Origin of the sequence: Nostoc sp. C057 (assembly GCF_013393925.1) — a bacterium.
GTDB lineage: Bacteria > Cyanobacteriota > Cyanobacteriia > Cyanobacteriales > Nostocaceae > Nostoc > Nostoc muscorum_A.
In genome coordinates this window covers 2,878,401-2,901,954 of the sequence record NZ_CP040281.1, presented here as the reverse complement: position 1 = coordinate 2,901,954, position 23,554 = coordinate 2,878,401, and the positions used below count along the sequence as shown (strand labels likewise).

The window sequence follows — 23,554 nt, the reverse complement described above, 5'->3', positions numbered from 1 at the left end:
ACACATCGTTCTCTTAGAGGATGTTTGAAAAGTTTTCTTCTCGTTAACAAAAGTTCTAGATCCCCCTAAATCCCCCTTAAAAAGGGGGACTTTGATTCCGGTTCCCCCCTTTTTAAGGCAGGGCTGTTTCATTCGATCTCTTAGAGATTTTGTCAAGAGTAGGAGTCAGAAATTTGCTTGATTTGCTAATCGAAAAGCTACCACCTCAACGACTAAATTTCAGTGTGATCGCGATTTTCTTGCCCAATCAGATTTTTTAGTCACCTGACTTTTTTTCCTGAAACGCTTGTAAATCAGAGCCTTTTAGGGAATGAAACGGCCCTGCTTTTTAAGGGGGGCTAGGGGGGATCAGTTAGTACCTAAAATCACAGCCAAACACTTTTCAAACAACCTGTTAGGGACTTGCAAAAAATAAATTATCCCAAATTATTTATAGATTTGTAGGGGCGCAAGGTCTTGCGCCCCTACGACTTAAGCATTAGTATTACTAATTTCTCGTGGTGTTCGTCGGTGCTGTATTAGCAATCCAATCGCCATACCAATGCCGACGAAGGCTGTAAAGTAGAATAAACCAATTAACCGGATATAAATTGGTGGTGCGATCGCTTCAACTTCAACTTCTTGCGCTACTTTCACTGGTGCAAATTGACGGTTAGATCCTGGTAGAGGAGTTGCTTCCACCTCGATTTTGTGGGGTGAACCATCAAAAAACTGTTCTTGCCATGTTAACTTACCTTGCTCGTCGGGAATACCTTTGTAGTCAAAAACTGTTAAATTATGTTCTGTAGCGATCGCTTTTACCTGCAACGCTACATCAGTGATCGGTTGTCCGGTTGCTGTATCTTTCAGTTGTAGTGCTAAATTCGCAAGTTTTCCGACAGTTGCGTTTTTATCTCCGTCAAGGCTAATTTCCAATCCTTGAGATTTCTGAGATGATGGTGCGATTACTTCGGTACTACTTGGATGGTGTTCGCTGCCATGAGCTTCTGCAACTTCTGCACTAATATTGATAACTAATAGGGTTACTATAGCCACCACTGTCAATGCACTTAATAAAAGGCGTACTGACTGTGGCGCAATTTCTCCTTGTTGTAGTTCTCCTTGTCCGCCGATAACCCAACCACCTAACAATCCAAGTGATAGTAAAATAGCTGCGATAACCACAAAATATTTATATTTGATTGGATTTTCGTGGACATTCAGATTTAAGATTTGCTGATATGGAGCAAAAGCATTTGCTACTAAAGGTGACACATTTACCATTAGTTGGTAGTTACCACGAATGGGTAACATCTGCTGAATTTCTAACTTACCATCAGGTGCAGTAGCATTCATTTGCAGCAATTTTGTTCCCTCAACAATAGGGAAATCTGTTGTTAACCAAGGATTACGCGGTGGTGTTAGAATTTGTAAGCTAATTTTAGTATTTTCTAAATGTTTACCCGCAGCATCAACAGCTTGTAACGTCAGGGTAACAGGAGATTGTGGTTTTTCTGCCTCTGCTTCAAAGGGAAGAATACGTTCTAAAGTTGGGTTGGTAGAGAGTAGCACTCTGGATGTAGGGGTTTGCGAATTCCCTACAAAAGAATAAAGAATTGACAAGGTGATGCAAACAGCACTGATAACCCCAAAAAGTCGATATTTTTTCATAAAAACTTACGGTAAATGTGAAACTTTTGTACTTTTTACAACTTACAGCATATATGAACCACATCCGTCGTAGTAGGGATGCAAGGTCTTGCGCCCCTACTTATGGTCTATTTACCTGAAAATCGCTGTAAATCTTAATAGCAGTGGATGAAAATTACTCCAGATTTTTATTAGTAAGTAAAAGAATTATTGATAAATTCAGACATCATCAGAAATACGGCGTTGCTGAATTCAGGTATGAAAATGATTTTGCGTGATTTCAAAACCCTTGTAGAGACGTTGCAATGCAACGTCTCTACACTAAGATTCATATATCTAATCAGCAACGCCAAAAATACAGTTAATGTAAGGTGGAGATGAAAAAAGCATCTCTACATTACCTAAAAGTTATTTCCAAGCAAAAACACTGGTGCGAAACCTGCGATATTTTAGCGTTGTAACTTTGTTATGTTAACTAGCAAAGTTTTTCATTCACCTAAAAAATCTTGGGATTATGATAATTTAGTGACATGCAACGCCTAATGTATGGTGACGCGCTGAGTGTGCTGTGTTATGAACCGCAGGATAGGTGGAGAACAAAACAGTCCAGATAACTAAAGAAGATAGCACCATATAAAGTGTTACCTGCACAGGCTTGGATAAGGTAATACCTGCGGTTTTCTGCAATACTGACATTTGAGAAAAAGTAGTCATTTTTGACCTCCTAGTAATTAATTTGGGTAATTTATCAATCAAAAGGCATGATGCCACTTGATTGGAAAAAGATATACGATCAACTTTGTATTTGACAAGTGTGTATCAAATGTATTGTGTAACTCGACTTTAGTGAATACTATACTATCCTTTGAACATCGGCTCATCAGGATGTAGAAATCTCCACATAAAATCCATACAAATAACAAAAGAATGACACATAGATTTGAATGACGGCATTTTCAAAGCTGATAACACGAAGGTAACAGATTAAAATTAAAAATCAAAAATGCTCATGTTACCAAGCATCCAAAATTCCTTGAAATGTAATTGATGTTATCTCTAAGCCAATTAAATACACTACTAATTACCGATATTTGCTTGCTTGTGTCTATATCCAAGATGCTATTATACTCATTGTTTGCACTATAGGTATTGCTGAAGCAATAAGCATATCAGGAATAGGTATAAAACAGTTAGTTTTTGCCAAACATAATTTATACATGATTTGAACGTAATAATACCGTTAAAATAAAGCAAGTTTGGCTAGAATTTTTAAAGACTGATTCTAGCTTGATCTAGATTTAGCAATCTAAATAACAGTTTTTAAGCACTATAAAATTATTGACAATAATTATTAATTCCTCTAAGCTTTAAAAGCAATTGCAAATCTTTTGCAATTCTTTTTTGGTGCTAACTGTAACTAAATGTCATGCCCAACAACTTCGCTCTAGGTAACGGAAAGCCTTGGAGCCGCCGTCAATTATTGAAGCTGGGACTAGCAGGTGCTGGAGTGACTGGTGCAGCTGGACTTTGGCAGATGCTAAATCTACAAAGTAAGTCAGTCGTTAAAGTGCCACCATTCAACATGGAAGCACCAGACGATGTTACTAACCCGATGAAGATGTTAAGGGATTTTGATTATGGAACGGTAAAGCAAGAAAATGGGCGGACTATCCGTGAATTTCAGCTAACTGCTGGTACTTCCATCATAAAGCTCAATAGTGCTGTCTCTTACAACATCTGGGACTTAAATGGTCGCATACCAGGCCCAACGCTACGGGCTAAACAGGGCGATCGCATTCGGATACTATTTCTCAATAACGCGGGACATTCTCATTCTTTGCATTTTCATGGGGTTCATCCGGCGGAAATGGATGGTGTTCGCCCAATCAGCAATGGTAGCGCCACAATTTATGAATTTGATGCTGAACCTTATGGTGTACACCTGTACCACTGCCATATTGAACCAGTCACCCGTCACATTGCTAAGGGACTGTACGGGATGTTTATCATCGATCCACCTACTCCCCGTCCCCCGGCTGATGAGATTGTACTAGTGATGGGTGGGTATGACGTGAATGATGATAGCCATAACGATTATTATGCCTTCAATGGTCTGCCGCACTATTACATGCATAATCCCATTCCTATTTACAAAGATCAGTTGATTAGGCTGTATGTCCTCAACATCATTGAATACGATCCAGCAGTGACTTTTCATCTCCATGCCAACTTCTTTGATGTCTATCGCTATGGCATGAGTATGACTCCTAGCGAGAAAACTGATGTGATTACGATGGGTGTAGCAGAAAGGCACATCTTGGAATTTGCTTTTCGCTATCCAGGTAAGTATATGTTCCATCCCCATCAGGATGCGATCGCAGAAAACGGTTGCATGGGTCAATTTGAAGTACTTACTGAGAGTAACTCTCAAAATACTGTTAAAAAGTCTTAAATAAATAATTTGTCATTAATTTATTAAAATTTTAGTTCAACTAGTTGATAAAAACTGTCATTATATGTCAAAGTAAAGTCTACTACAACGTGTCAAACAAACTAGCTTCTACTAATAGTTTGAGATGTTTCAATTAATACCTTTTTATTTGTGTGAGGAGCAAAAATGATAAAACTTCGTTATATCTGCTTAACTGTTGCAACAGCGGCAATAATTACCTTGAGTTCCTGTAGCAGTACACCAACCGCAGAAAATCCATCAGCACCAGTTGTTAGTACTCCAGCTACAGAGGCAGTCAGTAATAACAGTCATAGTGGTCATGGTAGCAAAGAAAAAATTAACATTAACACTGCTATCTTGTCAGAATTAGATAAGTTTGAAGCCAAACTAGGTGTTCCAGCTTTATCTAACAAAATCCAGGCAGGTCGTCCTTATGGCAGCCCAGAAGATTTAGTTACTAAAAAAGTAATTACTCAAGAACAATTTGACCAAATTAAAGACCAGGTTGGTGTTCAAGAAGTAGCACTCACTGGTGAGGCAAAAGATGTTGACTACATGAGTAAATTGGGCTTAATGAAAGGGCATCTTTTGGTAGCACGAGAACTGCTAGATCAGAATCAGCCAAAACAAGCAGAACCTCATATTGGACATCCTGTTGAGGAAATTTATGTTGATGTAGAAGACCAATTAAATGAGCGCAAAGTCAAAGAATTTAAAACAACATTAGTGAGTTTGCAAGATTTAGTAAAATCTAGTCCGAAGGATAGCAAAGTTAAAACTAATTTTACTTCTTCAGTGCAAGCAGTTGACGGAGCGATCGCAGCTTTGCCAGAAGCTCAACGCTCAAAACCAGGATTTGTGCTACAGGTAATTAACGAACTGCTAGATTCAGCTAACTCCGAATATGGCGCTGCGATCGCAAATGGCAAAATAACCGCGCCAATTGAGTATCAAGACTCCCGTGGTTTTGTCTTTTATGCCAATGATTTATACAAAGGAATTTCTAGTCAAGTAGCTCAAGCAGATCCCGAAGCGCACAAAGCGATCGATTCTAGTTTCGCTGAACTAATAAAAGTTTGGCCCGCCGCCATCCCACCAGCAAAAGCAGTTAAAACACCTAGTGATGTCACCAAGCTGGTGAAAACCATTGAGGAAAACTCTCAAAAAGTAGTCGACAAATCCAATACCCAAGCACAGCGATAACACTTTGTTTTAATGGAAAGCTGATGCGAAGGAGTTTAAAATGATGAAATCGTTAAGAGTTAGGGGTTATGAATTAAGAATCCTGAGTTAAGAATCCCGATTTGCTAACTCTTGACTTCCAACTCCTCACTCCTCACTCCTAACTTCTACCTAATTACACTCCATTCGTTACTTGAACTAAGAACTGATGCAAGAACTTGACTATAAAAAGACTATCGACTTGCTAAACGCCATCATGGAATTTGAACTAGCAGGAGTAGTGCGTTATACACATTATTCTTTGATGGTGACTGGCCCTAACCGTATTCCAATTGTGGCTTTTTTCAAAGCACAGGCAAGCGAGTCTTTACTTCATGCTGAACAAGTAGGAGAAATTCTCACCGGTTTAGATGGGCATCCCTCCCTGAAAATTGCCCCAATGGAAGAAACTTACCAGCATAAAGTCAAGGATATCTTGGAAGAAAGCTTATCTCACGAAAAAAAGGCATTGGATCTGTATAAAAATCTGCTCGAAACTGTCACCAATGCTAGTATTTATCTTGAAGAATTCGCTCGCGGTATGATTGGACAAGAAGAGATGCATAATCTCGAACTGAAAAAGATGCTACGCGATTTTAGCTAATAGTCATTAGTCATTAGTCATTAGTCATTAGTCATTGGTCACTAGTCAAAAACAAATTCAAATGACATAGACGCGCCAGCGGCTACTCTTCGAGAACGCCAAGGGCGAACCCGCAGGGTAGGACAACTGACTAATGACAAAAGACAAAAGACAAAGGAAAAAAGATGGATTTTAGTACTGCTCTACCTACTTTTATAATCACACTCCGAGAAGGAGTAGAAGCTGCCCTAGTTGTTGGTATTGTGCTAGCTTTGCTAAAAAAAGCTAAACAATCCCGACTCAACTCTTGGGTATATGCTGGTATCGGCGTTGGCATTGTTGTCAGTGCTTTTATAGGTGTGCTATTCAGTTGGGTAATTCAAATATTGGGAGCAGCGAATCCTCAATACACCTCGGTAGTTGAGCCAGCCTTGGAAGGTGTATTTAGCGTATTAGCGATCGCAATGCTCAGTTGGATGCTAATCTGGATGACTAAACAAGCCAGATTCATGAAAGCTACAGTTGAGGGAGCAGTAACAGAAGCGCTGACACAAAACTCAAATGCTGGCTGGGGTGTTTTTACTTTAATTTTAATTGCCGTTGTCCGTGAAGGCTTTGAAACTGTTCTGTTCGTTGCTGCTAATTTTCAACAGGGATTAATGCCAGCATTGGGTGCTATTGGTGGTTTGGTAGCGGCAACTGCTATTGGAGTGCTGCTATTTAAATGGGGTGTCAAAATTAACATCCGCCAGTTTTTCCAGGTAATGGGCGTTTTCTTAGTGTTGATTGTGGCTGGGTTGGTAGTTTCAAGCTTGAAACACTTTGACGAAGCTGTGGCTAACCTTGCCCTTAGCAGTCGTTCCACAGAAAGCTTTTGTTTCTATTACGAACGTTTTACAAAAGTCCACTCCTGTATTTTGGGGCCAATGGTTTCAAATACTTCCACAATCTTGCCTGACGAACAGTTTCCGGGCATTATTCTCAAATCTTTATTTGGTTACAGAGACAATCTCTATCTTGTACAAGCAGTGGGATATGTGACGTTCTTACTCACCATTGGAGGACTGTATTTCCGCAGCCTTGGAGGTGCTTCTCCCGAAAGTAAAAAAAATATCCCCTTTGGTCAAAAACCGATTAGTTCTGCAAAAGATTAAAAGCACAAACAACTAGAACCCCGATTTATTAAACGCGATGTGCAACTTATCTTTAGAACCCCACTTCCATTCCTCTCCCCCACAGGGAGAGAGGCTTTGATTCTTGCTCCCCTTCCCTTGTAGGGAAGGGGTTGGGGGTTAGGTCTGAGAGAAAGTTGCACAGGGTGTTATTAAATAAGTCGGGGTTCTGAAGCCTTACAATTTTCATAAATTAAATTAAGATTACTAATTATATTTAATTCAACTAAGTGCCCTGTGGTGCGAACAACACTTGCTTAAGCTGCTGACAAGCCTTTTCAATTGCATCTATACTACCCGGATTGACCAAACCAAAATAATCAAACACATAAACTCGGTTATTTTTAGTTGCTTGTAGTTGCTGCCAAAAAGCTTCCTTTTTCAGTGAATCTAAAAGTGCTGCTTCCGAATTCCCTTGTGGGGGATTAACCAAAATTATCACCTCTGGATTTGCTTCTAAAACTTTCTCAGCAGAAAGCGTCACATAACCACCAATTGGACTCTTTCCTTGTAAATCTGCTGCTATATTTATCGCCTGAAATTTTGCCAGCAAATCCCCGGCCCAACTATTTTTATTCGGTGCTAAAATTGGCTGACGACTAACCAGCGCTAGAGTAGAAAAACCCTGAGTTGGCTTTTCTGGCAAGAAAGTTTTATAACGATTTAACAAAGGCAGAGGATCGGCATCAATTTTTTTAGCAAGGGTTTTAGTAAGTTCTTCTAGAGATTCCCAGTTATTCACCTTAGTAAGAAAGGTATTAATTCCTAGCTGCTGAAGTTTTTGAATTGGGATGTTAGAAAAACCTTCTGCACCAATAACTAAATCTGGTTTTAGTGCTACTATTTTCTCTAAATTGGGCGGGCTTTGTCCTTCACTAACACGGGGAATATCTTTGAATTTTGAGTCATTCTTAAATAATTTACTACCAGTGATTCCGACAATTTTGCTTGAATTAAGTCGAGAGATAATATCCGCAGAAAGAGAAGAAAGAGCAACAACTCTTTTTACCGATCCTGTTGGTAGTTGTTGAGAATTTGCGTTTATTGTCTCAGTAGGGTTTGTGACTTTTATTTGTGACTGCTGAGTGGTTGCGGTTGTGTAAGCAGCTAAAACTATACTCATCAAAAGTGCTAAAGCAGATAAGAGCCAACGACGATGCATATTAAAATTCCTTCTAGGGTAAGAATTGTATAAGAAGCATACTCAGCAACACATTCAAAAATCGTTAATGTAGCTTTTAGCAATATAGCTATAAAGTAGCAAACTGGATCAACGAAGCCAGAGATTGAAAAGATGTGGCTAATGACAAGAGCTAAAAGTCAACCTATTCTTGTTTCAAAAAAACTACTGGCTTTGGCAGAATTTCACTAACTAAGGTAGAGGCGCAATCTACCCAATAGTAGACTAAACTTGCTTTGTATTCAGATGTTTTATACTTCCTTATATGCGTTTATGTCTTTATAAAAAAATGCGGCAACACAAATAGGGCTTAGGCAGTCTTGAAAAAATAGGTTTTAAACCCTTGCTGCTTACTTATATAATTCGATACACGTTACCTACAATTATCTAAATTGGGGTCGATGATTATTGTGTCCATCTACTGGTAGATATGTCTAACCATTCTTTAAGCGTTGCAAGATCAACATTATTTTGGCGGCGTATATTTGCTGTTCTTTTCACTACTAGTTCGTTGCTACCCAATTTTGGAACCGAACCAGCAAGCGCACAAGTAACCCAATATTGTCAGTTATCATCGCCGGCGGCGAAAGAAAAAGAAAACTTACGTTTATCAGCTCTTAAAGGCAATCAAGATGCCCAAACCCGCTACCAAAACTTACTAAAAAAACAGGCACAGGAATTACAGCAGTGCCGCACTCGCACTTGGCCACAAATCCAAGCTGTCTGGTTACGCTTGTATCCCTGTGACATTCAGCCAGGAATAATCGACCAGATTATGGATCGGATTGTCAACCGTGGCTATAACCAGGTTTATTTGGAAGTATTTTACGACGGACAGGTATTATTGCCAGCAAAAGCTAACCCGACGGCTTGGCCTTCTATAATTCGCACTCCAGGGACAGAAAACATCGATATACTCGCCACAGCAATTCAAAAAGGTCGGCAACGTGGTTTGAAAGTCTACGCCTGGATGTTTACTAACAATTTCGGCTATACTTACGCCCAGCGCCGAGATAGAGAAAGTGCGATCGCTCGTAATGGCAAAGGTCAAACAAGCCTATATGTTGTAGATAATGGCTCTCAAGTATTTATCGACCCCTACAACTCGCAAGCAAAAAGCGATTACAACCAATTAGTAAAAGAAGTTTTACGTCGTCGTCCAGATGGCTTGCTATTAGACTACGTGCGCTATCCCCGACAAGCAGGAAGTGATTCCATCGCCACCAAAGTTTCAGATTTATGGCTATTTAGTCCTGCAATTCAAGAAGCTTTATTTAAACGGGCACTGAATTACAAAGGACTGGACTTAATTCGACGCTATTTGAGCAAGGGATATGTCACCGCCGGAGATATCGCGGAAATTGATAAACTTTATCCCCAGGAAGGGGAACCTCTCTGGCAAGGACGCATTCCCCCAGCAGCGCAAAAATCAATTCTGTCTGCAACCGACAGACAACCACTTTTGCAATGGGAATTGTGGCAGCTAGCAGTTGCTCACGCCATGCAAGGAATTCTAGATTTTGTCAATATAGCCAGTTACCCAGCAAAGCAGCAAGGTGTTTCTACAGGAGTAGTGTTTTTCCCTGATGGCAACCAAACTGTAGGACAAGGGTATGATTCTCGCTTACAACCTTGGGATCGCTTCCCCACTACATTAGAATGGCATCCCATGTCTTATGGAAATTGCGGTAATGTCAGTTGTATTGTGTCGCAAGTGCAACGGGTTTTGAGTATGGCAAAACCTGGTACTAAAGTGATTCCAGCTTTAGCCGGCAAATGGGGAGAATCGGTTAGTAATCGTCCATCCTTAGAAGTGCAAATGGAGGCACTTCGCAAATTTTCCCCTCAACTGAAGGGAGTTAGCCATTTTGCCTATTCTTGGCAATATCCTGAAAATGATAACGATCGCAAATTTTGTCGCATTCGTTAAATAGCAGAATTCAGGAGTCAGAATTCAGAATTCAGCAGGAAAATTCCCATCATCTCCCCAATCACTAATCACATATAGCTGAATCTCTCACTAATTGATTCTGAATTCTGTATTCTTCTTTAATTAACTTAAAGCCAAGTCCTCTGGTGTATTACAGTTAAACAGCATTTCTGGTTCTGATAAAGGCAAAACTTCCACAGGATATTGCCGCAGCCATTGCTGAAACGATCGCCCCCCTTGATTGATAAACTCTAAAAGTTGTGGCAAACAACGACGGCGATAAAAACCACACAGAGGTTCCCAACCTTTAGGATGATGAGCTAAAGCTGCGATCGCATTATCCCCCACGCTATCAAGTCTAGTTACCCATTCTTGTAACACCTCAACCCGCAATCTCGGCAAATCGCAAGCCAGCAACAGCACCCATTCTGTCTTTACTTCGGCTAGTCCTTGAGCAAAACCCACTAAAGGCCCGTGGGCGAGGGATTCTCCAGACAAAGGTACTTCTCGGATAAACTGACAACCAGGCAAAAGCAAATCTTGATAGCGTTCTGGCCAGGGAGTGACTACATAAACAGCTTCAGTACAGCTTTTAGCAATCTCACAAACTCGCTGTAACAACGGCACTCCTTGAATGGGAATCAAGGCTTTATCTTGACCCATGCGAGAACTTTTACCGCCTGCTAATACAATGGTGGTTAATTCGCTTCTGGTCGTCATCCTCTATTCTGACTTTTCTCTACTTGCTGTAATAAATGCTCGACATTTTCTGCTGGTGCAAGACACTTCAAACCTTGGCAAACTAAGCCAACGCTTCCCTCTGGTAAATCAGATGTTAGGGCAAACACAGATGCTGGTAGAAACTTGGGGATCAGCGAGTTTATTTGCTCAGTGGTGCTGCGAATCAAGGTAGAATTACGATACCAATCCAAAGCTGTAAATAAGCTGGGACAAGCTTGGGGAGAGCGATGCATTACACTCTTAAAAGCTTTCAAACCAAGTTCGGCTAAATCTAAATAATCTAGATTATCGGTGAGAAGGGCGAGACGGACAAGATTAGCGATCGCAATTCCATTTGCTGATGGTGTCGCATTATCCACGTAACTACGTTCTCTGACAATTAAATCTTGACTAGAATCGCTTGATGTGTTATTGTAACCACCTAATTCCACGCTCCAGAGAAATTCATTGAATTCATCTTGAATAGCGATCGCATTTTCTAACCATCGCTGATTCTCAGGGTTGCAAGCTTGTAAATCTAGCAGAGCTTTAATAAACAAAGCGTAGTCTTCAGACTGCGCTAACACAGTCGGTTCTCCTTGATAGTTGAGTCGCTGAAAACGCCCATTTACGAATTGATTTTCCAAGATAAAATTCGCTGCTTGTGCTGCTAATTCCAAATATGATGGTTGTTGGAAAACGCCAGCAGCCTTAGCTAGCCCAGAAATCATCAAACTATTCCAGGCGACAATCATTTTCGTATCTGTCACCGAGGGAATGCGACCTGGCCAGTTAGTGGTTTTTGCTTCCTGGTTGTTACAAGCCGGGGGAAAAGTTTCTAGCGACTCAGAACTAACGCCATAGCGAACAATAAACAGCTTACTCAGTGCGGTTTCTAGCGTTGCACTCAGTTTCCCAGAATTCCTTCTTTGTAAAACATTACGTCCTTCAAAGTTGCCGTTAGGGGTAAAAGTAAATTGTTGTTGTAATTCCGTTAATTCTTCAGGCGTTAACAGTTCTTGAACTTCGCTGTAACTCCAAACATAAAAAGCTCCTTCTTCTGGTTCTACTGCCGTAGGTTCAGTGAAGCTGTCGGCATCTTGAGAAGCATAGAAGTAACCTTCCGGTGCGGTCATTTCTCGCTTTAGCCATTGTACAGTACCAGCAACTGCTCTCTCAAACGCTGGTTCCTGTACTCCTGCACTCCATAAATTCCCTAGATACTCCACAATCTGTCCATTGTCGTAGAGCATCTTTTCAAAGTGCGGTACTGTCCAAGTCGGGTCAACAGTATAGCGATGAAAACCACCACCTACATGGTCATAAATGCCTCCCAGCGCTAAGTCTAGTCCTCGCTGGGTACAAACTTGCTTGCCATTATAACGAGATTCAAAATTAAATCGAGTTCCCCGCAATGCTAATTCTGTATAGGGAATCATCGGAAAGCTATTACCAGATTGACCAGAAGTAATTACACCTGTGCTGGTTTCCCAACCTTGGCGGAGTAATTCGCGGTCTTCAAGCTCAGTTGTTGTACCGTCCTGCAATACCGCAGACGTGAGCAGAGACTCAATAATTAAGGCTTTGCGTTGCTGTAATTCTGCTTTTTCGGTATCGTAATAACGGCGAAGGGCTTGCAACACCTGCAAAAATCCCGGACGACCATAGCGCGGGTCTACAGGAAAATAAGTCCCGGCGTAAAACGGCACTAAATCTTCTGGGGAAAGAAAAATATTTAAAGGCCAGCCCCCTTGACCGCTCATCATCTGCAAAGCCTGCATATAGATGCTATCGAGGTCAGGTCTTTCTTCCCTGTCTACTTTGATGGGAAGATAATTGGCATTCATGTAGTCAGCGATCGCAATATCAGAAAAAGCTTCGCCTTCCATGACAGTACACCAATGGCAACTAGAGTAGCCAATGGAAAGAAAAATCGGTTTATTTTGCGCCCTTGCAGTTGCAAGCGCTTCGTCACACCAAGGCCACCAATCAATGGGGTTTTCGGCGTGTTTGCGGAGATAGAGGCTCTTAGCTTCAGCAAGGCGATTAGTCATGATCAAATGCAAATAGTTGCCTTCTTTGCTCAGTCTACCTTGTTCCCAAGAGTGTTAACCTAGACAGCTATGTATATGCAAGATAATCCTACAAGCGACTTACCCCTTGGGTAGGAGGTAGTAGTGCATGTCTTTGAAATCGCCGACACCTGTGTAAGTTGTGAAATATTTTTATTGGAAAGATCGCAATAGCAAGCTGACAATATTTGGTGGCGTTTCTTGCACAGGTGATGCTGTCTTTGACTGAATTAAAGTATTTGGGCTAAGTCCTGCTATCAGATGGAGCAAGAAGGTGATGATGGCGGCTTGTATAAGTTTTTCCAGCATGGCACGTCTCTCTCTGAGTGGATAGCATTTCAATTAGGACTGGTTATTCTGAATACACCTCGTACTATCGATTTACCGAATCTAACAAAAATAACTTGATAATTGCTGAGGGAAATCCTAAAAAAATGTTTAAAATGTTACAGAAATTTAACACAAGTCCCTAAGCAAGTTGGATTTCGGTTATCGGTTTAATGACTACATCGCCAAAGTTATCTAACAAAGGTCGAGATGATGAAATTGGCGATAATTAGAGTTTTTTGATTTGTTCTTCCCTACATGGGATATTCTCTTAGACAGCTTTTGCGGCTAAAAAGTGCCCTTAAAGGTTGAAAAAGAGGCAAGGAAGCAGGGAGCAGGGGGCAGAGGGCAGGGAGCAAGGGAAAATGTTGAAGTTATTTGCGTGAGAACAGTAGAGATAAACCCCAGTTTCGTGCTGTCACCGATAAAATGTATTTAAAGTAGCCACAAACACGCTTCCATGATTCCTATCGTTATTGAACAATCGGGTCGAGGTGAACGCGCCTTTGACATCTACTCACGGCTGTTACGTGAGCGCATCATCTTTTTGGGACAACAAGTTGACAACAACATTGCTAACTTGATTGTTGCCCAACTGCTGTATTTGGATGCTGAAGACCCGGAGAAGGACATTTATATGTACATCAATTCTCCCGGTGGTTCGGTGACGGCTGGTATGGGCATTTTTGACACTATGAAACATATTCGCCCTGATGTCTGTACAATTTGTACCGGATTGGCGGCGAGTATGGGCGCTTTCCTCCTCAGCGCAGGTGCTAAGGGTAAGCGGATGAGTTTACCCCATTCTCGGATTATGATTCATCAACCTCTTGGTGGCGCTCAAGGACAGGCGACTGATATTGAAATTCAGGCGCGGGAAATTTTGTACCACAAGAAGCGGCTAAACGACTATTTAGCTGAACATACAGGTCAACCAATTGAGCGCATTGCTGAAGATACTGAACGTGACTTTTTCATGTCACCAGAGGAAGCTAGGGACTACGGTTTGATTGACCAAGTGATTGACCGTCACGCTGCTGGTAGCCGTCCAGCTGTTGCTGCTGTGAATTAATAGTCACGATTGGTAAATGGTGATTTACCACTTTTAATTCCCTTAAACCTCAAAAAGAACCCCTCTTCAGTTATGAAGAGGGGTTCTTTGAGTTCAAAACTTGATTTAGAAGTTGCAAATCAAAATCCTGCGCTTGGGTCTGGCTGAGATTGCATGTATTTGAGAAATCCGTGTAATTCTTCTGACTAATGACAAATGACTAATCACCAATGACAAATCAAAATCCCGCTATTGGGTCAGGCTGCGATTGGAGGTATTTAAGGAATCCATGTAATTCTTCTTCAGTTAGCAAAGTACGCCCGCGTTTACCGTAGGTTTTAATCAGATGCTCCCGTCCCTGTTCTGGTGTCCAGTTTAAACGCTGAAGTTCGACATCTGTTTTAGCAATTACATCAGATAAATCCACGGGTTCAGCTTTCTTCTTTCTCTTTCCTGCCACTGACGGGGTAGGGACATCCTCTTGAGGGCTGTAACTCCGAGGTGTAAATGGTGTGACATTATTAGCAGAAATTGCTGGAAAGGTTTGATTTTCTGGCTCGTTACTAAACGTTATTTCCAAGTTTTCAACTGGAGGATCGAATTCTAGCTCCCGGTTGCTAGTCACAGGAAAGTTTTGACTTAAATCTTGGCTATAGTTATCGCTTGGTAAAGGCGCAGCACTACTGTATTCGTACTGTTCGTTACTGGTTGTTACTACTTCTGGTTTGATGTTGCGGACTTTGGAAGGCGGTATAGATATTTCTTTATCGCTAACCTCTGGCCATTGACTACTTACAAAATCCCCAGCTTTCGTAGAAGAATAAGTAGATTCACTCAATCCACCTTTGGTATTCAAGGAGGGATTTAGCTGCGCTGGAGAAATTGAATTTGAGCTAAATTCCACTGATTGTGGTGGCGCATTTGTAATACCCAAAACTATCAACGCCCTAGTTCTGGCCTGGTCTTCTGCTGCTTCTACTGTTTCTGCTGCTGCCATACCCGTCGCACGGGTTACGCCTTCAACTTGCACACTTGCCCGGACAATATATTTTCCTTGAAAAATTTGCACTAATTCAGAAATCAGACTGCCCTTGGGATACAAGCTCTGGAATTGAGCCAACATAATACTACTACCAATCTAAATCTTTTGGGGACTTGGGATTGGAGACTGGGATAGGGGAAAGAATTATTTTAATCCTCATCCCTAATACCCAATCCCCAGTCCCTTTTAATGCTTTGTCTAGTGTCCCAATTGTAGCAGTAGCTGTTTTTTGACGAAATTTTTGGCTAGTGCTAACTTATCTGGGTAGTCTTGCCTGCAATGCTATACTGATTACCCAACTAGATATCTAGAACTATTTTCTGGAAGTGCGCTCTAAATCTACAATAATGGAGATAAGGTTCGCCCTCACTGCTTATTAAGCTGCTCACCTAATTGTTACCGATTCTACATGTGGGAAAATTGGGTTCACCGGCAGTTCCTCCTAGTTAAAAATCAGATTCTAATGGCGTAAAATTACCTTCACTCTAGACAATCAAACACCTGTAGTTTCCACGCCACTTGCTCCACTTGGGGTTCGGCAGTTCCCCAGATGCTCGTACCTCGCTAAGGCTGGCTGCGCTAAGACGGGGGCTGCCTCACCGCAGTGGCTCCCCTGCATAGCGCTTTTGAGCAGTATGGATTCTATAAACCCAACTTCTCAAAAACCCGTCGCGTAATTCACTAGCGGGGCTAAATTGTAAAATCAGGCGTGCAATCTTAAGTTTGGTTAGGTGAAGTGACTTGAACGCAGGCGAATTCTGAGAGCATCGTGCAGTGAGAAGTTCGTAGATGCCCAGAGTTGTCCGTGGGTAGGCTTCCTTTGCTCGGAACTGCCGGAGTAGTTTCCCACTCTTACTGGGTTGGGTTTCCTTTCCTTAGAACTTAGGAAGCCTTGCCTCTGGGCAATTCGTTTCCAGCTTGTTTCTGTAAGCCGTGAGGGTATACAGGAATGAACCAGATTAAACAAAAAATGATGTTTTGACCAAAGGTCGGTTCACTGCATGGAATTTTCAATCGCTACACTCCTTGCCAATTTCACCGATGATAAATTGGTAGCTCGGAAGGTTTTAGAAAAGAAACTTGGCTGTGAAGATGAAAAAAGTTTACAAAAACTTCACATTGCTTTAGATGTTCTTGAAAAAATCGGTATTTTGGTCAAAGAACGGGGCAAATACCGTCGTGTTTCAGAAGAAGGAATAATCGAGGCAAAACTCCGTTGTTCTAGTAAGGGCTTTTGCTTTGCTATTCAAGATGTGGAAGGAGCCGAAGATATTTACATCCGCGAAAGTCATTTGAGTAATGCTTGGAATGGCGATCGCGTTTTGGTTAGAGTTCTCAAAGAAGGCAGCCGCCGTCGCTCTCCTGAAGGGGAAGTGAAGCTGATTCTAGAACGTTCCAACCACACGTTACTGGCACGAATTAAGCAGGTGGAAACTGGTTTCCGGGCTGTGCCTTTAGATGATCGATTGCTGTTTGAACTCAAGATCCAACCTAACGAGGTAAAGTTGGAAGAAGCGATCGACCACCTTGTTCATGTGGAAGTTTTGCGTTACCCGTTGGCACAATATCCTCCCCTTGGTCGAGTGGTGCAAATCCTCGGTAGCGATGCCGAAGCTGCTGCTGATATAGATTTAGTTACGTGCAAACACGACCTTTCCCGGACTTTTCCCGATCATGTTCTCGAAGCAGCCGCCAAGTTACCCAAAAAGCTACTCAAAGCAGACCTAAAAAATCGCTTGGATTTGCGTAATTTGTTTACTCTCACCATTGAAGGGGTAAACGGTGGCACCAAAGTTATAGAAAACGCTTTTAGTTTAGAAAAAAACTTAGCCGGAAATTGGCTTTTGGGCGTTCATATTACTGATGTTTCTCACTATGTCCAACCTGATGAAGCCCTAGATAGAGAAGCACTCAAACGGGGTAAATCAGTGTATCTGGGAGAATTAGTACTGCCAATTTTGCCCCCGGTTGTGGCAGAACGCTGTTCTTTAATACCTGGGAGCGATCGCTTAACTATCTCTTTTTTAATTACCATTGATCCCCAATCTGGAGAAGTGTTGGAGTGGGAAATTCAACCCAGTGTAATTAACGTAGAGACTGCACTGACTACAGAACAAGCTCAAGCAATTCTTACAGGTGAATCTCAAGTTCAATCTCCACAGGTCGTCCAAATACTGCAAGACCTCCAAGCCTTACAAACAGGCGTGAAACAGGTACGGTTGAATCGTGGTAGCCTCCAGTTGAATCTACCGCCCAGCCAAAATGCCTACTATGACGAGGGGATTCTCGGCGCTGTGGTGGTGAATGATTTACCAGTGCGATCGCTACTCACGGAGTTGGTACTGTTAGTTAATCAACTGTTCGCAACTCACTTAAATGCTCTTGGTGTTCCGGCTATCTGGCGAGTCCAAGGTACTCCTGATGTTGAAGATGTCCAGGAAATGCTGAAATTGGCAGTCAATTTAGGCGTTGACCTCACACTAGATCCAGAAGTCGATATCCAACCCCTAGATTATCAACATTTAACGACAGCTTTTGCCGAATCTCCCTCTGAGCAAGTTCTTACTTACTTATTGCAAGATACACTTAAGCCTTCTGCATACAGCACCACCAAAGGATCTCACTTTGGTCTGGCACTACCGCAATATGTCCACTTTAGCGCTCCCTTGCGGCGTTTCCCAGATTTGCTGATGCAAAGAGTGTATTACGCGCTACTTGAAAACGGACGCGATCGCCGCAATACCCGTGTCAGAGAACGCGTTAACCTGCGCCACTCCTCCAGCCACGAGGAAATTAACTGGAACGTTTTACCCCCAGAATTGCAACAAGAACTCCAAAGCGATTTAACTAGGGTAATTGTCCAAATCAACGACCGAGAAAAAGAAGTCCAAGAAGCTGAAGCTGATTTAGCCGGACTGCAAAAAGCCCAACTGATGAAGCAACGCATCGGCCAGGTATTTCAAGGCGTGATTACCGGCGTTCAATCCTACGGTTTCTTTGTGGAAATTGAAGTACCAGCAGCCGAGGTAGAATCCAGCAGTAATCCTGGTGTGCCTTTGAGGGTAGAGGGATTGGTACACGTCAGTTCTCTCAAAGACGATTGGTATGAATATCGCGCTAGACAACAGGCACTGTTTGGTCGCAAAAATCGCGCTTCTTATCGATTAGGCGATCGCGTCGCCGTCCAAGTTAAGAGTGTCGATTACTACCGTCAACAAATTGATTTGGTAACTGTTGGCAGCGATGGCCTAGCTAAAGGGCTAACTGGTAATGGTTCCAATGAGGAGCTTTCAGACCTGTATTTACCAAATGATATAGAGCCTGATGACCTAGATCCTTACTCTGAAGACGAGTAAAATCCACCAAACTTCACGTGTCAAATAACACCAAACCTATCATTTTAGGCGTATCGGGCGCATCTGGTCTGATTTACGCTGTTCGCGCGATCAAATTTTTGCTAGAAGCGGATTATAGTATTGAATTGGTTGCCTCTAAATCTACTTACATGGTTTGGCAGTCAGAACAGGAAATTCGGATGCCACCAGAACCAATTCAACAAGAACAATTTTGGCGAGAGCAAGCTGGAGTTGCCCTTTCGGGTAAACTCCGTTGCCATCCTTGGGGTGATGTTGGAGCCGGGATTGCCAGTGGTTCCTTTGCCACTTTGGGGATGATAATTATTCCATGCAGCATGAGTACAGTAGCAAAGCTAGCGGTTGGCTTGAGTTCTGATTTACTAGAACGGGCAGCAGATGTCCAACTCAAAGAAGGACGAAAACTGGTCATTGTCCCTCGTGAAACGCCTTTTAGCCTCATCCACCTGCGTAACTTAACCTCTTTAGCTGAAGTTGGAGTTAGAATTGTCCCCGCTATTCCGGCCTGGTACCATAATCCCCAAACCATCGAGGATTTAGTTGATTTTGTAGTTGCCCGTGCTTTAGATCAACTAGATATTGACTGCATCCCAATTCAAAGGTGGGAAGGTCGTCGCTAACGCCCCTAGTGGACTCATCGGAAATTTCACAATAGTCCTAAAAGGGTAATGATAGAGATGGCTGATAGTGTCAGTAGTCAGTGAACAGTAATTAGTGAAGAGTAATCAGACTGATAACTGACCACTGACCACTGACAACTAACCACTGACAATTGACAATTGACAAAATTGCTATGGCTGTAATTCGCTTAATTCTATTGGTGGCGGTACTGGGAGGACTAACGCTGTTGTTAGTTCAAAATTGGTCGCCTGTCCTATCGCTAGTATTTTTGGGCGTGCGAACTCAACCATTACCACTAGCGATATGGATTTTGTTCAGTACTACCACAGGTGCTTTCACATCTTTATTGATTGCTACCTTGTTTAACTTATCCAATTATTTTGGGGCAGGACAACGCCAAACTCCTGACCGCCGAAGCACAACTTCGCCTCGTGCAAAGGCAACCCCAAGAGAAGAATCTACATCTCGTGCCACTCCTCCACCACCAGCTAGTAAAAAAGAAGAGCCTACTAGTGATGAATTTGATGATTGGGAGACAAATGGCAGTAGAGATGATGATTGGAACTTTGATGAAAAGTCCGAGGAAGCGCCTACACCTAATCCTCAAGCTCAACCTGCTAGAGACTCGAAAATCTACGAACGTCAATCAGAAGCCAAAAGCAGTTCTCAGTCTGGTTCAGTTTACTCCTACAGCTACCGTGAGCCTAAAAATACGGCTGTGGGAAAAACTGAATCCGTTTATGATGCCGATTACCGAGTAATCATCCCTCCTTATCAGCCACCCACAACTAATCAAGCGGATGACGATGATTGGGAATTTTTTGATGATGATGAGGATTTTGAGGATGATGATAAACGCCCCCGTCGGTAAGACATAGTAGGGCTAAGTCTCTACTTGATGCCACACCTCTCTCTAGACTCCTGCTTGACCTTACCAGTCATGGCAGCTTCCTGCAAAGCCATGAAAGCATTTAAATCTTCCAAGTCATACGGAGTAGTCAACAGTTGTCGTAGTTGATTTTCAGCTTCCACTGTCAAATAGCCAGTTGCTAAAGCTTTTTGTACAACGTCACGAATTCGATTCATAGTTGACGCCTCATTCATCCTATATTTATTCATTCAGGCTTATTGGGGTGAAATATGCAGTAGTTTTTGTGTCGAAACTTCTTTCTTTACAAAGCTTTTTTGGGCGATCGCAGAATACTAGTCATTATTTACACCTTTTTCAGAAACATTTAATTGGGCAGGACTTGTTATAACTAGATTTTTAGACTAACCATACCGTGCTATTAGAAACACAGTATTCTGTATACTTAAAATTATGCACCAGAGTGAAAATTCGGATTATTTAGATAGACAGAAATTGTTTGGATAAAGTTTCAAACAAGCTATGTTAATTTTTTCATTAAGGAAAGCGATCTATATACGGCAATTACCAGGTTACATCAGGAAAATTACTACATTTTTGAGAAATTTATCGTTGATTCTTGATGGTAAATTCACTGAAAAATTGTTAATCTATTGCGAAGTTACTTTCAATACATTAATTAAGTAGACTTTAGAGTAAAGAGAAGTGGTTATAAAAGAACATTTAAAGAATTAAGGATTAAAAACTAACATAGTAGAATCCCTTTAGGGATTAAAACGGGTTTTCAAATCATTAAAGTTAAAGTAAAAAGTGTTACTAATTGCAATGTATCAAAATGCCTGTTAGGGATGGAAACAAAACCCTACTACTTTCAGGAAGCGGTAGGGAAAAGATTGCAATTGATCAAAATTCCTATTAGGGAGCCTCTCTTTCCTATACTCTGCTAATGAATGGCTGATTAGAGGCTGCTCCCAATACGGTTCGGTTAAAGGGGAAAGGGAAAAGGTTTTGAATAAATCCTTACCCTTTACCCTTTACCCAGACCACAAGGAAAGTGAAAAATGCTTATCCGAACCGTATTGGGTCTGCTCCAGTCGGGTATTGATACTATTTCTTTGTGAGACTGCGCCAAAATTTCTTTATTTATATCCTTTGGCAGTTGCTCATGGGAAAGACGCTCCGCCTTGGCAAAGCCTCTCTCTTTTGGAGAAGACCGTGCAGGATTTTATAGATGGGGTAAAAAGTGAGAATCTATGATTCAAGAGCAATGGACTGTGGTTGATAGTTACTTCACCGATCTGTTTGTGCCGCCCGATCCTGCGCTGGATGCGGCTCTCCAGACCAGCACTGCGGCTGGACTGCCACCACACAACGTTTCGCCCAATCAGGGCAAGCTGCTGCTACTGTTAGCACAAATTCAACGGGCGCAGACCATCCTGGAGATTGGCACGCTGGGTGGCTACAGTACTATCTGGCTGGCACGGGCACTACCCAGGGACGGCCGCCTGATTACGCTGGAGGCTAACCCAAAGCACGCCGAAGTCGCCCGCGCTAACATTGCCTATGCTGGTCTGTCCGATATCGTTGATCTACGCCTTGGGCAAGCACTCTCTACACTCCCCCAGATTGCTGCGGAGGGTAACAGTCCATTTGACCTGATCTTCATTGATGCCGACAAGCCAAACAATCCCGATTACTTCAAATGGGCACTCAAGCTTTCCCGTCCCGGTAGCCTGATCGTTGCCGATAATGTCGTGCGTAACGGAGCAGTAATTGATGCCACCAGCAGCGATTTTAGCGTTCAGGGTGTGCGTCGCTTCAACGAATTGCTTGCCTCTGAGCCACGCGTCAACGCTACGGCAATCCAGACCGTGGGCAGCAAAGGATACGACGGCTTTGCGATCGCAATAGTAAACTAGAAAATAGCCAGAAATCGTTATGTGGTCAGTCTTGGGAACGATTTTGAGGGAACAGGTAGGCGATCGCAGCGTAACCCGAAACACTTAGTAAACTAACCAAAAAAGCAGCCAAAAAAAAAGTAGACATATAGAATTCTACCCAAATGCCAAATTAACGTTATATTCCACCCAATTCCAAAATCTCGACACCCATCAAAAAAACAAGATTTTGGTTAGATTCTTTCAAATTAGCAATTGGGTATGACACAGCCGTGACTACCTTGTGTCAATGCCTTGTATGTCAAGGGTTTTGGCTCAACTTAAGCCAAAGGCAGAAAAAACCGAAACGTACTGCCAACTCCCAACTCGCTTTCTACCTGAATCTGACCGCCTTGTAATTCAATCAAACGATGGGAAATAGTTAAACCAATACCAGTACCTCCCGAATGGCGATCGCGCGATTGGTCGGCTCGCCAGAAACGCTCAAACACATGAGGCAAATTTTCTGGAGCTATACCAATACCTGTATCTATAACCGCAATCCAGAGAAGAGAAGCTTCAGTCCCAACACGAATGATAATTGAACCTTCGTTAGTGTAACGCACCGCATTACCAAGTAAATTAACCAACACCTGTTCTGTGCGGTCAATATCCGCCAATACAAGAGGTAGCACAGATGGACATTGTAAGAGCAGAACTGGCCCATCTTCCAACAATTGATCGGTGAATTTCTCCACTAACGACTCTAATAACGGACGCAGATTTACCCGTTGTATATTAATTGGCAAATAACCAGCTTCTGCCTTAGACAGTTCTTGCAAATCGTTCACCAGCCGCTCTAAGCGCCTAGTTTCTTTAGCTAAACGCCGATAAATTTCAGGAGACGCTTCAATTTCGCCATCAGCCAGTTCTTCTAAGTAACCACGCACAACTGTTAACGGTGTTCTTAGTTCATGGGTCATGTCTCCAATCACCTCACGCCGCCGCGCTTCTACCCCCTCTAAACTGGCTGCCATTCGGTTGAAACTAGCACCCAGTCCATTCAGTTCTGGAATATCAGACATAGGTAGTCTTGCATCCATCTGACCGGCAGCAAATTTCTGGGTGATTTGTTCCATCTCCGTCAAGCGCTGCATAATTCGTCTGGACACCCAGTAACTCAATCCTCCGGCTGCCGTAGTACCGACTAAAACTGACCAAATAGTGCTGCGCCGCCAAGCAAGTTCAAATCCTGTAACCAATTCAGTCCGAACATCAATTAAGTCAAACCCCTGATTTTCTAATCGTTCCAAATGTAGTACAAATAAGCGGGGGGAAGAGATTTTGCTAATGCTCACCAGACTAGCTACCCCCACGATCATTACTACTAAGTGCGAGAAAAATAGGCGCGTTCTCAGCCCCATTTTCATAATAT

At 42.3% G+C, this 23,554-nt stretch carries 19 protein-coding genes; 10 read left to right on the top strand and 9 right to left on the bottom strand.

What is annotated here, in order from left to right; all coding sequences use genetic code 11:
* Positions 1-471 precede the first annotated feature (471 nt).
* Together FD724_RS12675 and FD724_RS12670 are read right to left on the bottom strand one after the other, a co-directional pair.
* Complete coding sequence (locus FD724_RS12675; RefSeq protein ID WP_179072874.1) at positions 472-1,650, bottom strand: hypothetical protein; 1,179 nt, start codon at positions 1,648-1,650, stop codon at positions 472-474.
* 501 nt (positions 1,651-2,151) lie between these two features.
* Positions 2,152-2,343, bottom strand: a complete 192-nt coding sequence (locus tag FD724_RS12670; RefSeq protein WP_179072873.1) for a CbtB domain-containing protein — start codon at positions 2,341-2,343, stop codon at positions 2,152-2,154.
* 712 nt (positions 2,344-3,055) lie between these two features.
* Between FD724_RS12670 and FD724_RS12665 the strand changes: the two genes are divergently transcribed.
* From FD724_RS12665 to FD724_RS12650, 4 genes are all read left to right on the top strand, one after another.
* On the top strand, positions 3,056-4,081 hold the full coding sequence (locus tag FD724_RS12665; RefSeq protein WP_179072872.1) for a multicopper oxidase domain-containing protein: 1,026 nt from the start codon (positions 3,056-3,058) through the stop codon (positions 4,079-4,081).
* A 165-nt stretch (positions 4,082-4,246) separates the two neighbouring features.
* Entirely contained in the window at positions 4,247-5,284 is a 1,038-nt protein-coding gene (locus FD724_RS12660) for a helix-hairpin-helix domain-containing protein (RefSeq protein ID WP_179072871.1), read from the top strand.
* 187 nt (positions 5,285-5,471) lie between these two features.
* Positions 5,472-5,906, top strand: a complete 435-nt coding sequence (locus FD724_RS12655; RefSeq protein ID WP_012412436.1) for a bacterioferritin — start codon at positions 5,472-5,474, stop codon at positions 5,904-5,906.
* A gap of 164 nt (positions 5,907-6,070) precedes the next feature.
* Positions 6,071-7,039 carry an FTR1 family protein gene (locus FD724_RS12650; RefSeq protein ID WP_179072870.1) on the top strand — a complete coding sequence of 323 codons (969 nt, stop codon included), beginning with the start codon at positions 6,071-6,073 and terminating at the stop codon, positions 7,037-7,039.
* Between the two features lie 244 nt (positions 7,040-7,283).
* Here FD724_RS12650 and FD724_RS12645 read toward each other — a convergent pair whose 3' ends face one another.
* On the bottom strand, positions 7,284-8,219 hold the full coding sequence (locus tag FD724_RS12645; protein ID WP_179072869.1) for an ABC transporter substrate-binding protein: 936 nt from the start codon (positions 8,217-8,219) through the stop codon (positions 7,284-7,286).
* Positions 8,220-8,667: 448 nt separating this feature from the next.
* On the opposite strand from FD724_RS12645, the gene FD724_RS12640 reads away from it, so the two are divergent.
* Complete coding sequence (locus FD724_RS12640) at positions 8,668-10,167, top strand: family 10 glycosylhydrolase (RefSeq protein ID WP_179072868.1); 1,500 nt, start codon at positions 8,668-8,670, stop codon at positions 10,165-10,167.
* 123 nt (positions 10,168-10,290) lie between these two features.
* Here FD724_RS12640 and FD724_RS12635 read toward each other — a convergent pair whose 3' ends face one another.
* The 3 genes from FD724_RS12635 to FD724_RS12625 all read right to left on the bottom strand — a co-directional run bounded on the left by FD724_RS12635 (position 10,291) and on the right by FD724_RS12625 (position 13,268).
* The gene (locus tag FD724_RS12635) at positions 10,291-10,887 is read right to left on the bottom strand and encodes a molybdenum cofactor guanylyltransferase (protein WP_179072867.1); all 597 of its coding nucleotides are present in this window, start codon (positions 10,885-10,887) and stop codon (positions 10,291-10,293) included.
* The gene (locus tag FD724_RS12630) at positions 10,884-12,941 is read right to left on the bottom strand and encodes a thioredoxin domain-containing protein (RefSeq protein WP_179072866.1); all 2,058 of its coding nucleotides are present in this window, start codon (positions 12,939-12,941) and stop codon (positions 10,884-10,886) included. Before FD724_RS12630 ends, FD724_RS12635 begins: the two co-directional genes overlap by 4 nt.
* Before the next feature lie 171 nt (positions 12,942-13,112).
* Positions 13,113-13,268, bottom strand: coding sequence for a hypothetical protein (locus FD724_RS12625; RefSeq protein WP_179072865.1), 156 nt, complete (start codon positions 13,266-13,268; stop codon positions 13,113-13,115).
* A 478-nt stretch (positions 13,269-13,746) separates the two neighbouring features.
* Between FD724_RS12625 and clpP the strand changes: the two genes are divergently transcribed.
* Positions 13,747-14,358 (top strand): ATP-dependent Clp endopeptidase proteolytic subunit ClpP, encoded by a 612-nt coding sequence (gene clpP, locus FD724_RS12620; protein WP_099099266.1) that lies wholly within the window; start codon positions 13,747-13,749, stop codon positions 14,356-14,358.
* 217 nt (positions 14,359-14,575) lie between these two features.
* On the opposite strand, the gene FD724_RS12615 is transcribed toward clpP, so the two are convergent.
* Positions 14,576-15,460: a hypothetical protein gene (locus tag FD724_RS12615; RefSeq protein WP_179072864.1), complete on the bottom strand. Its 885-nt coding sequence runs from the start codon at positions 15,458-15,460 to the stop codon at positions 14,576-14,578.
* A 920-nt stretch (positions 15,461-16,380) separates the two neighbouring features.
* Here FD724_RS12615 and FD724_RS12610 point away from each other — a divergent pair.
* The 3 genes from FD724_RS12610 (at position 16,381) to FD724_RS12600 (ending at position 20,245) form a co-directional block, all read left to right on the top strand.
* On the top strand, positions 16,381-18,735 hold the full coding sequence (locus FD724_RS12610; RefSeq protein ID WP_114084334.1) for a ribonuclease R family protein: 2,355 nt from the start codon (positions 16,381-16,383) through the stop codon (positions 18,733-18,735).
* Between the two features lie 17 nt (positions 18,736-18,752).
* Positions 18,753-19,373, top strand: coding sequence for a flavin prenyltransferase UbiX (locus tag FD724_RS12605; RefSeq protein WP_114084333.1), 621 nt, complete (start codon positions 18,753-18,755; stop codon positions 19,371-19,373).
* Between the two features lie 173 nt (positions 19,374-19,546).
* Positions 19,547-20,245: a LapA family protein gene (locus FD724_RS12600; protein ID WP_179075495.1), complete on the top strand. Its 699-nt coding sequence runs from the start codon at positions 19,547-19,549 to the stop codon at positions 20,243-20,245.
* Between the two features lie 20 nt (positions 20,246-20,265).
* Here FD724_RS12600 and FD724_RS12595 read toward each other — a convergent pair whose 3' ends face one another.
* The gene (locus tag FD724_RS12595) at positions 20,266-20,460 is read right to left on the bottom strand and encodes a hypothetical protein (protein ID WP_114084331.1); all 195 of its coding nucleotides are present in this window, start codon (positions 20,458-20,460) and stop codon (positions 20,266-20,268) included.
* A 1,035-nt stretch (positions 20,461-21,495) separates the two neighbouring features.
* Here FD724_RS12595 and FD724_RS12590 point away from each other — a divergent pair.
* Positions 21,496-22,161 carry an O-methyltransferase gene (locus FD724_RS12590; protein ID WP_179072863.1) on the top strand — a complete coding sequence of 222 codons (666 nt, stop codon included), beginning with the start codon at positions 21,496-21,498 and terminating at the stop codon, positions 22,159-22,161.
* A gap of 299 nt (positions 22,162-22,460) precedes the next feature.
* Here FD724_RS12590 and FD724_RS12585 read toward each other — a convergent pair whose 3' ends face one another.
* Entirely contained in the window at positions 22,461-23,549 is a 1,089-nt protein-coding gene (locus FD724_RS12585; protein ID WP_114084329.1) for a cell wall metabolism sensor histidine kinase WalK, read from the bottom strand.
* Positions 23,550-23,554: the final 5 nt, after the last annotated feature.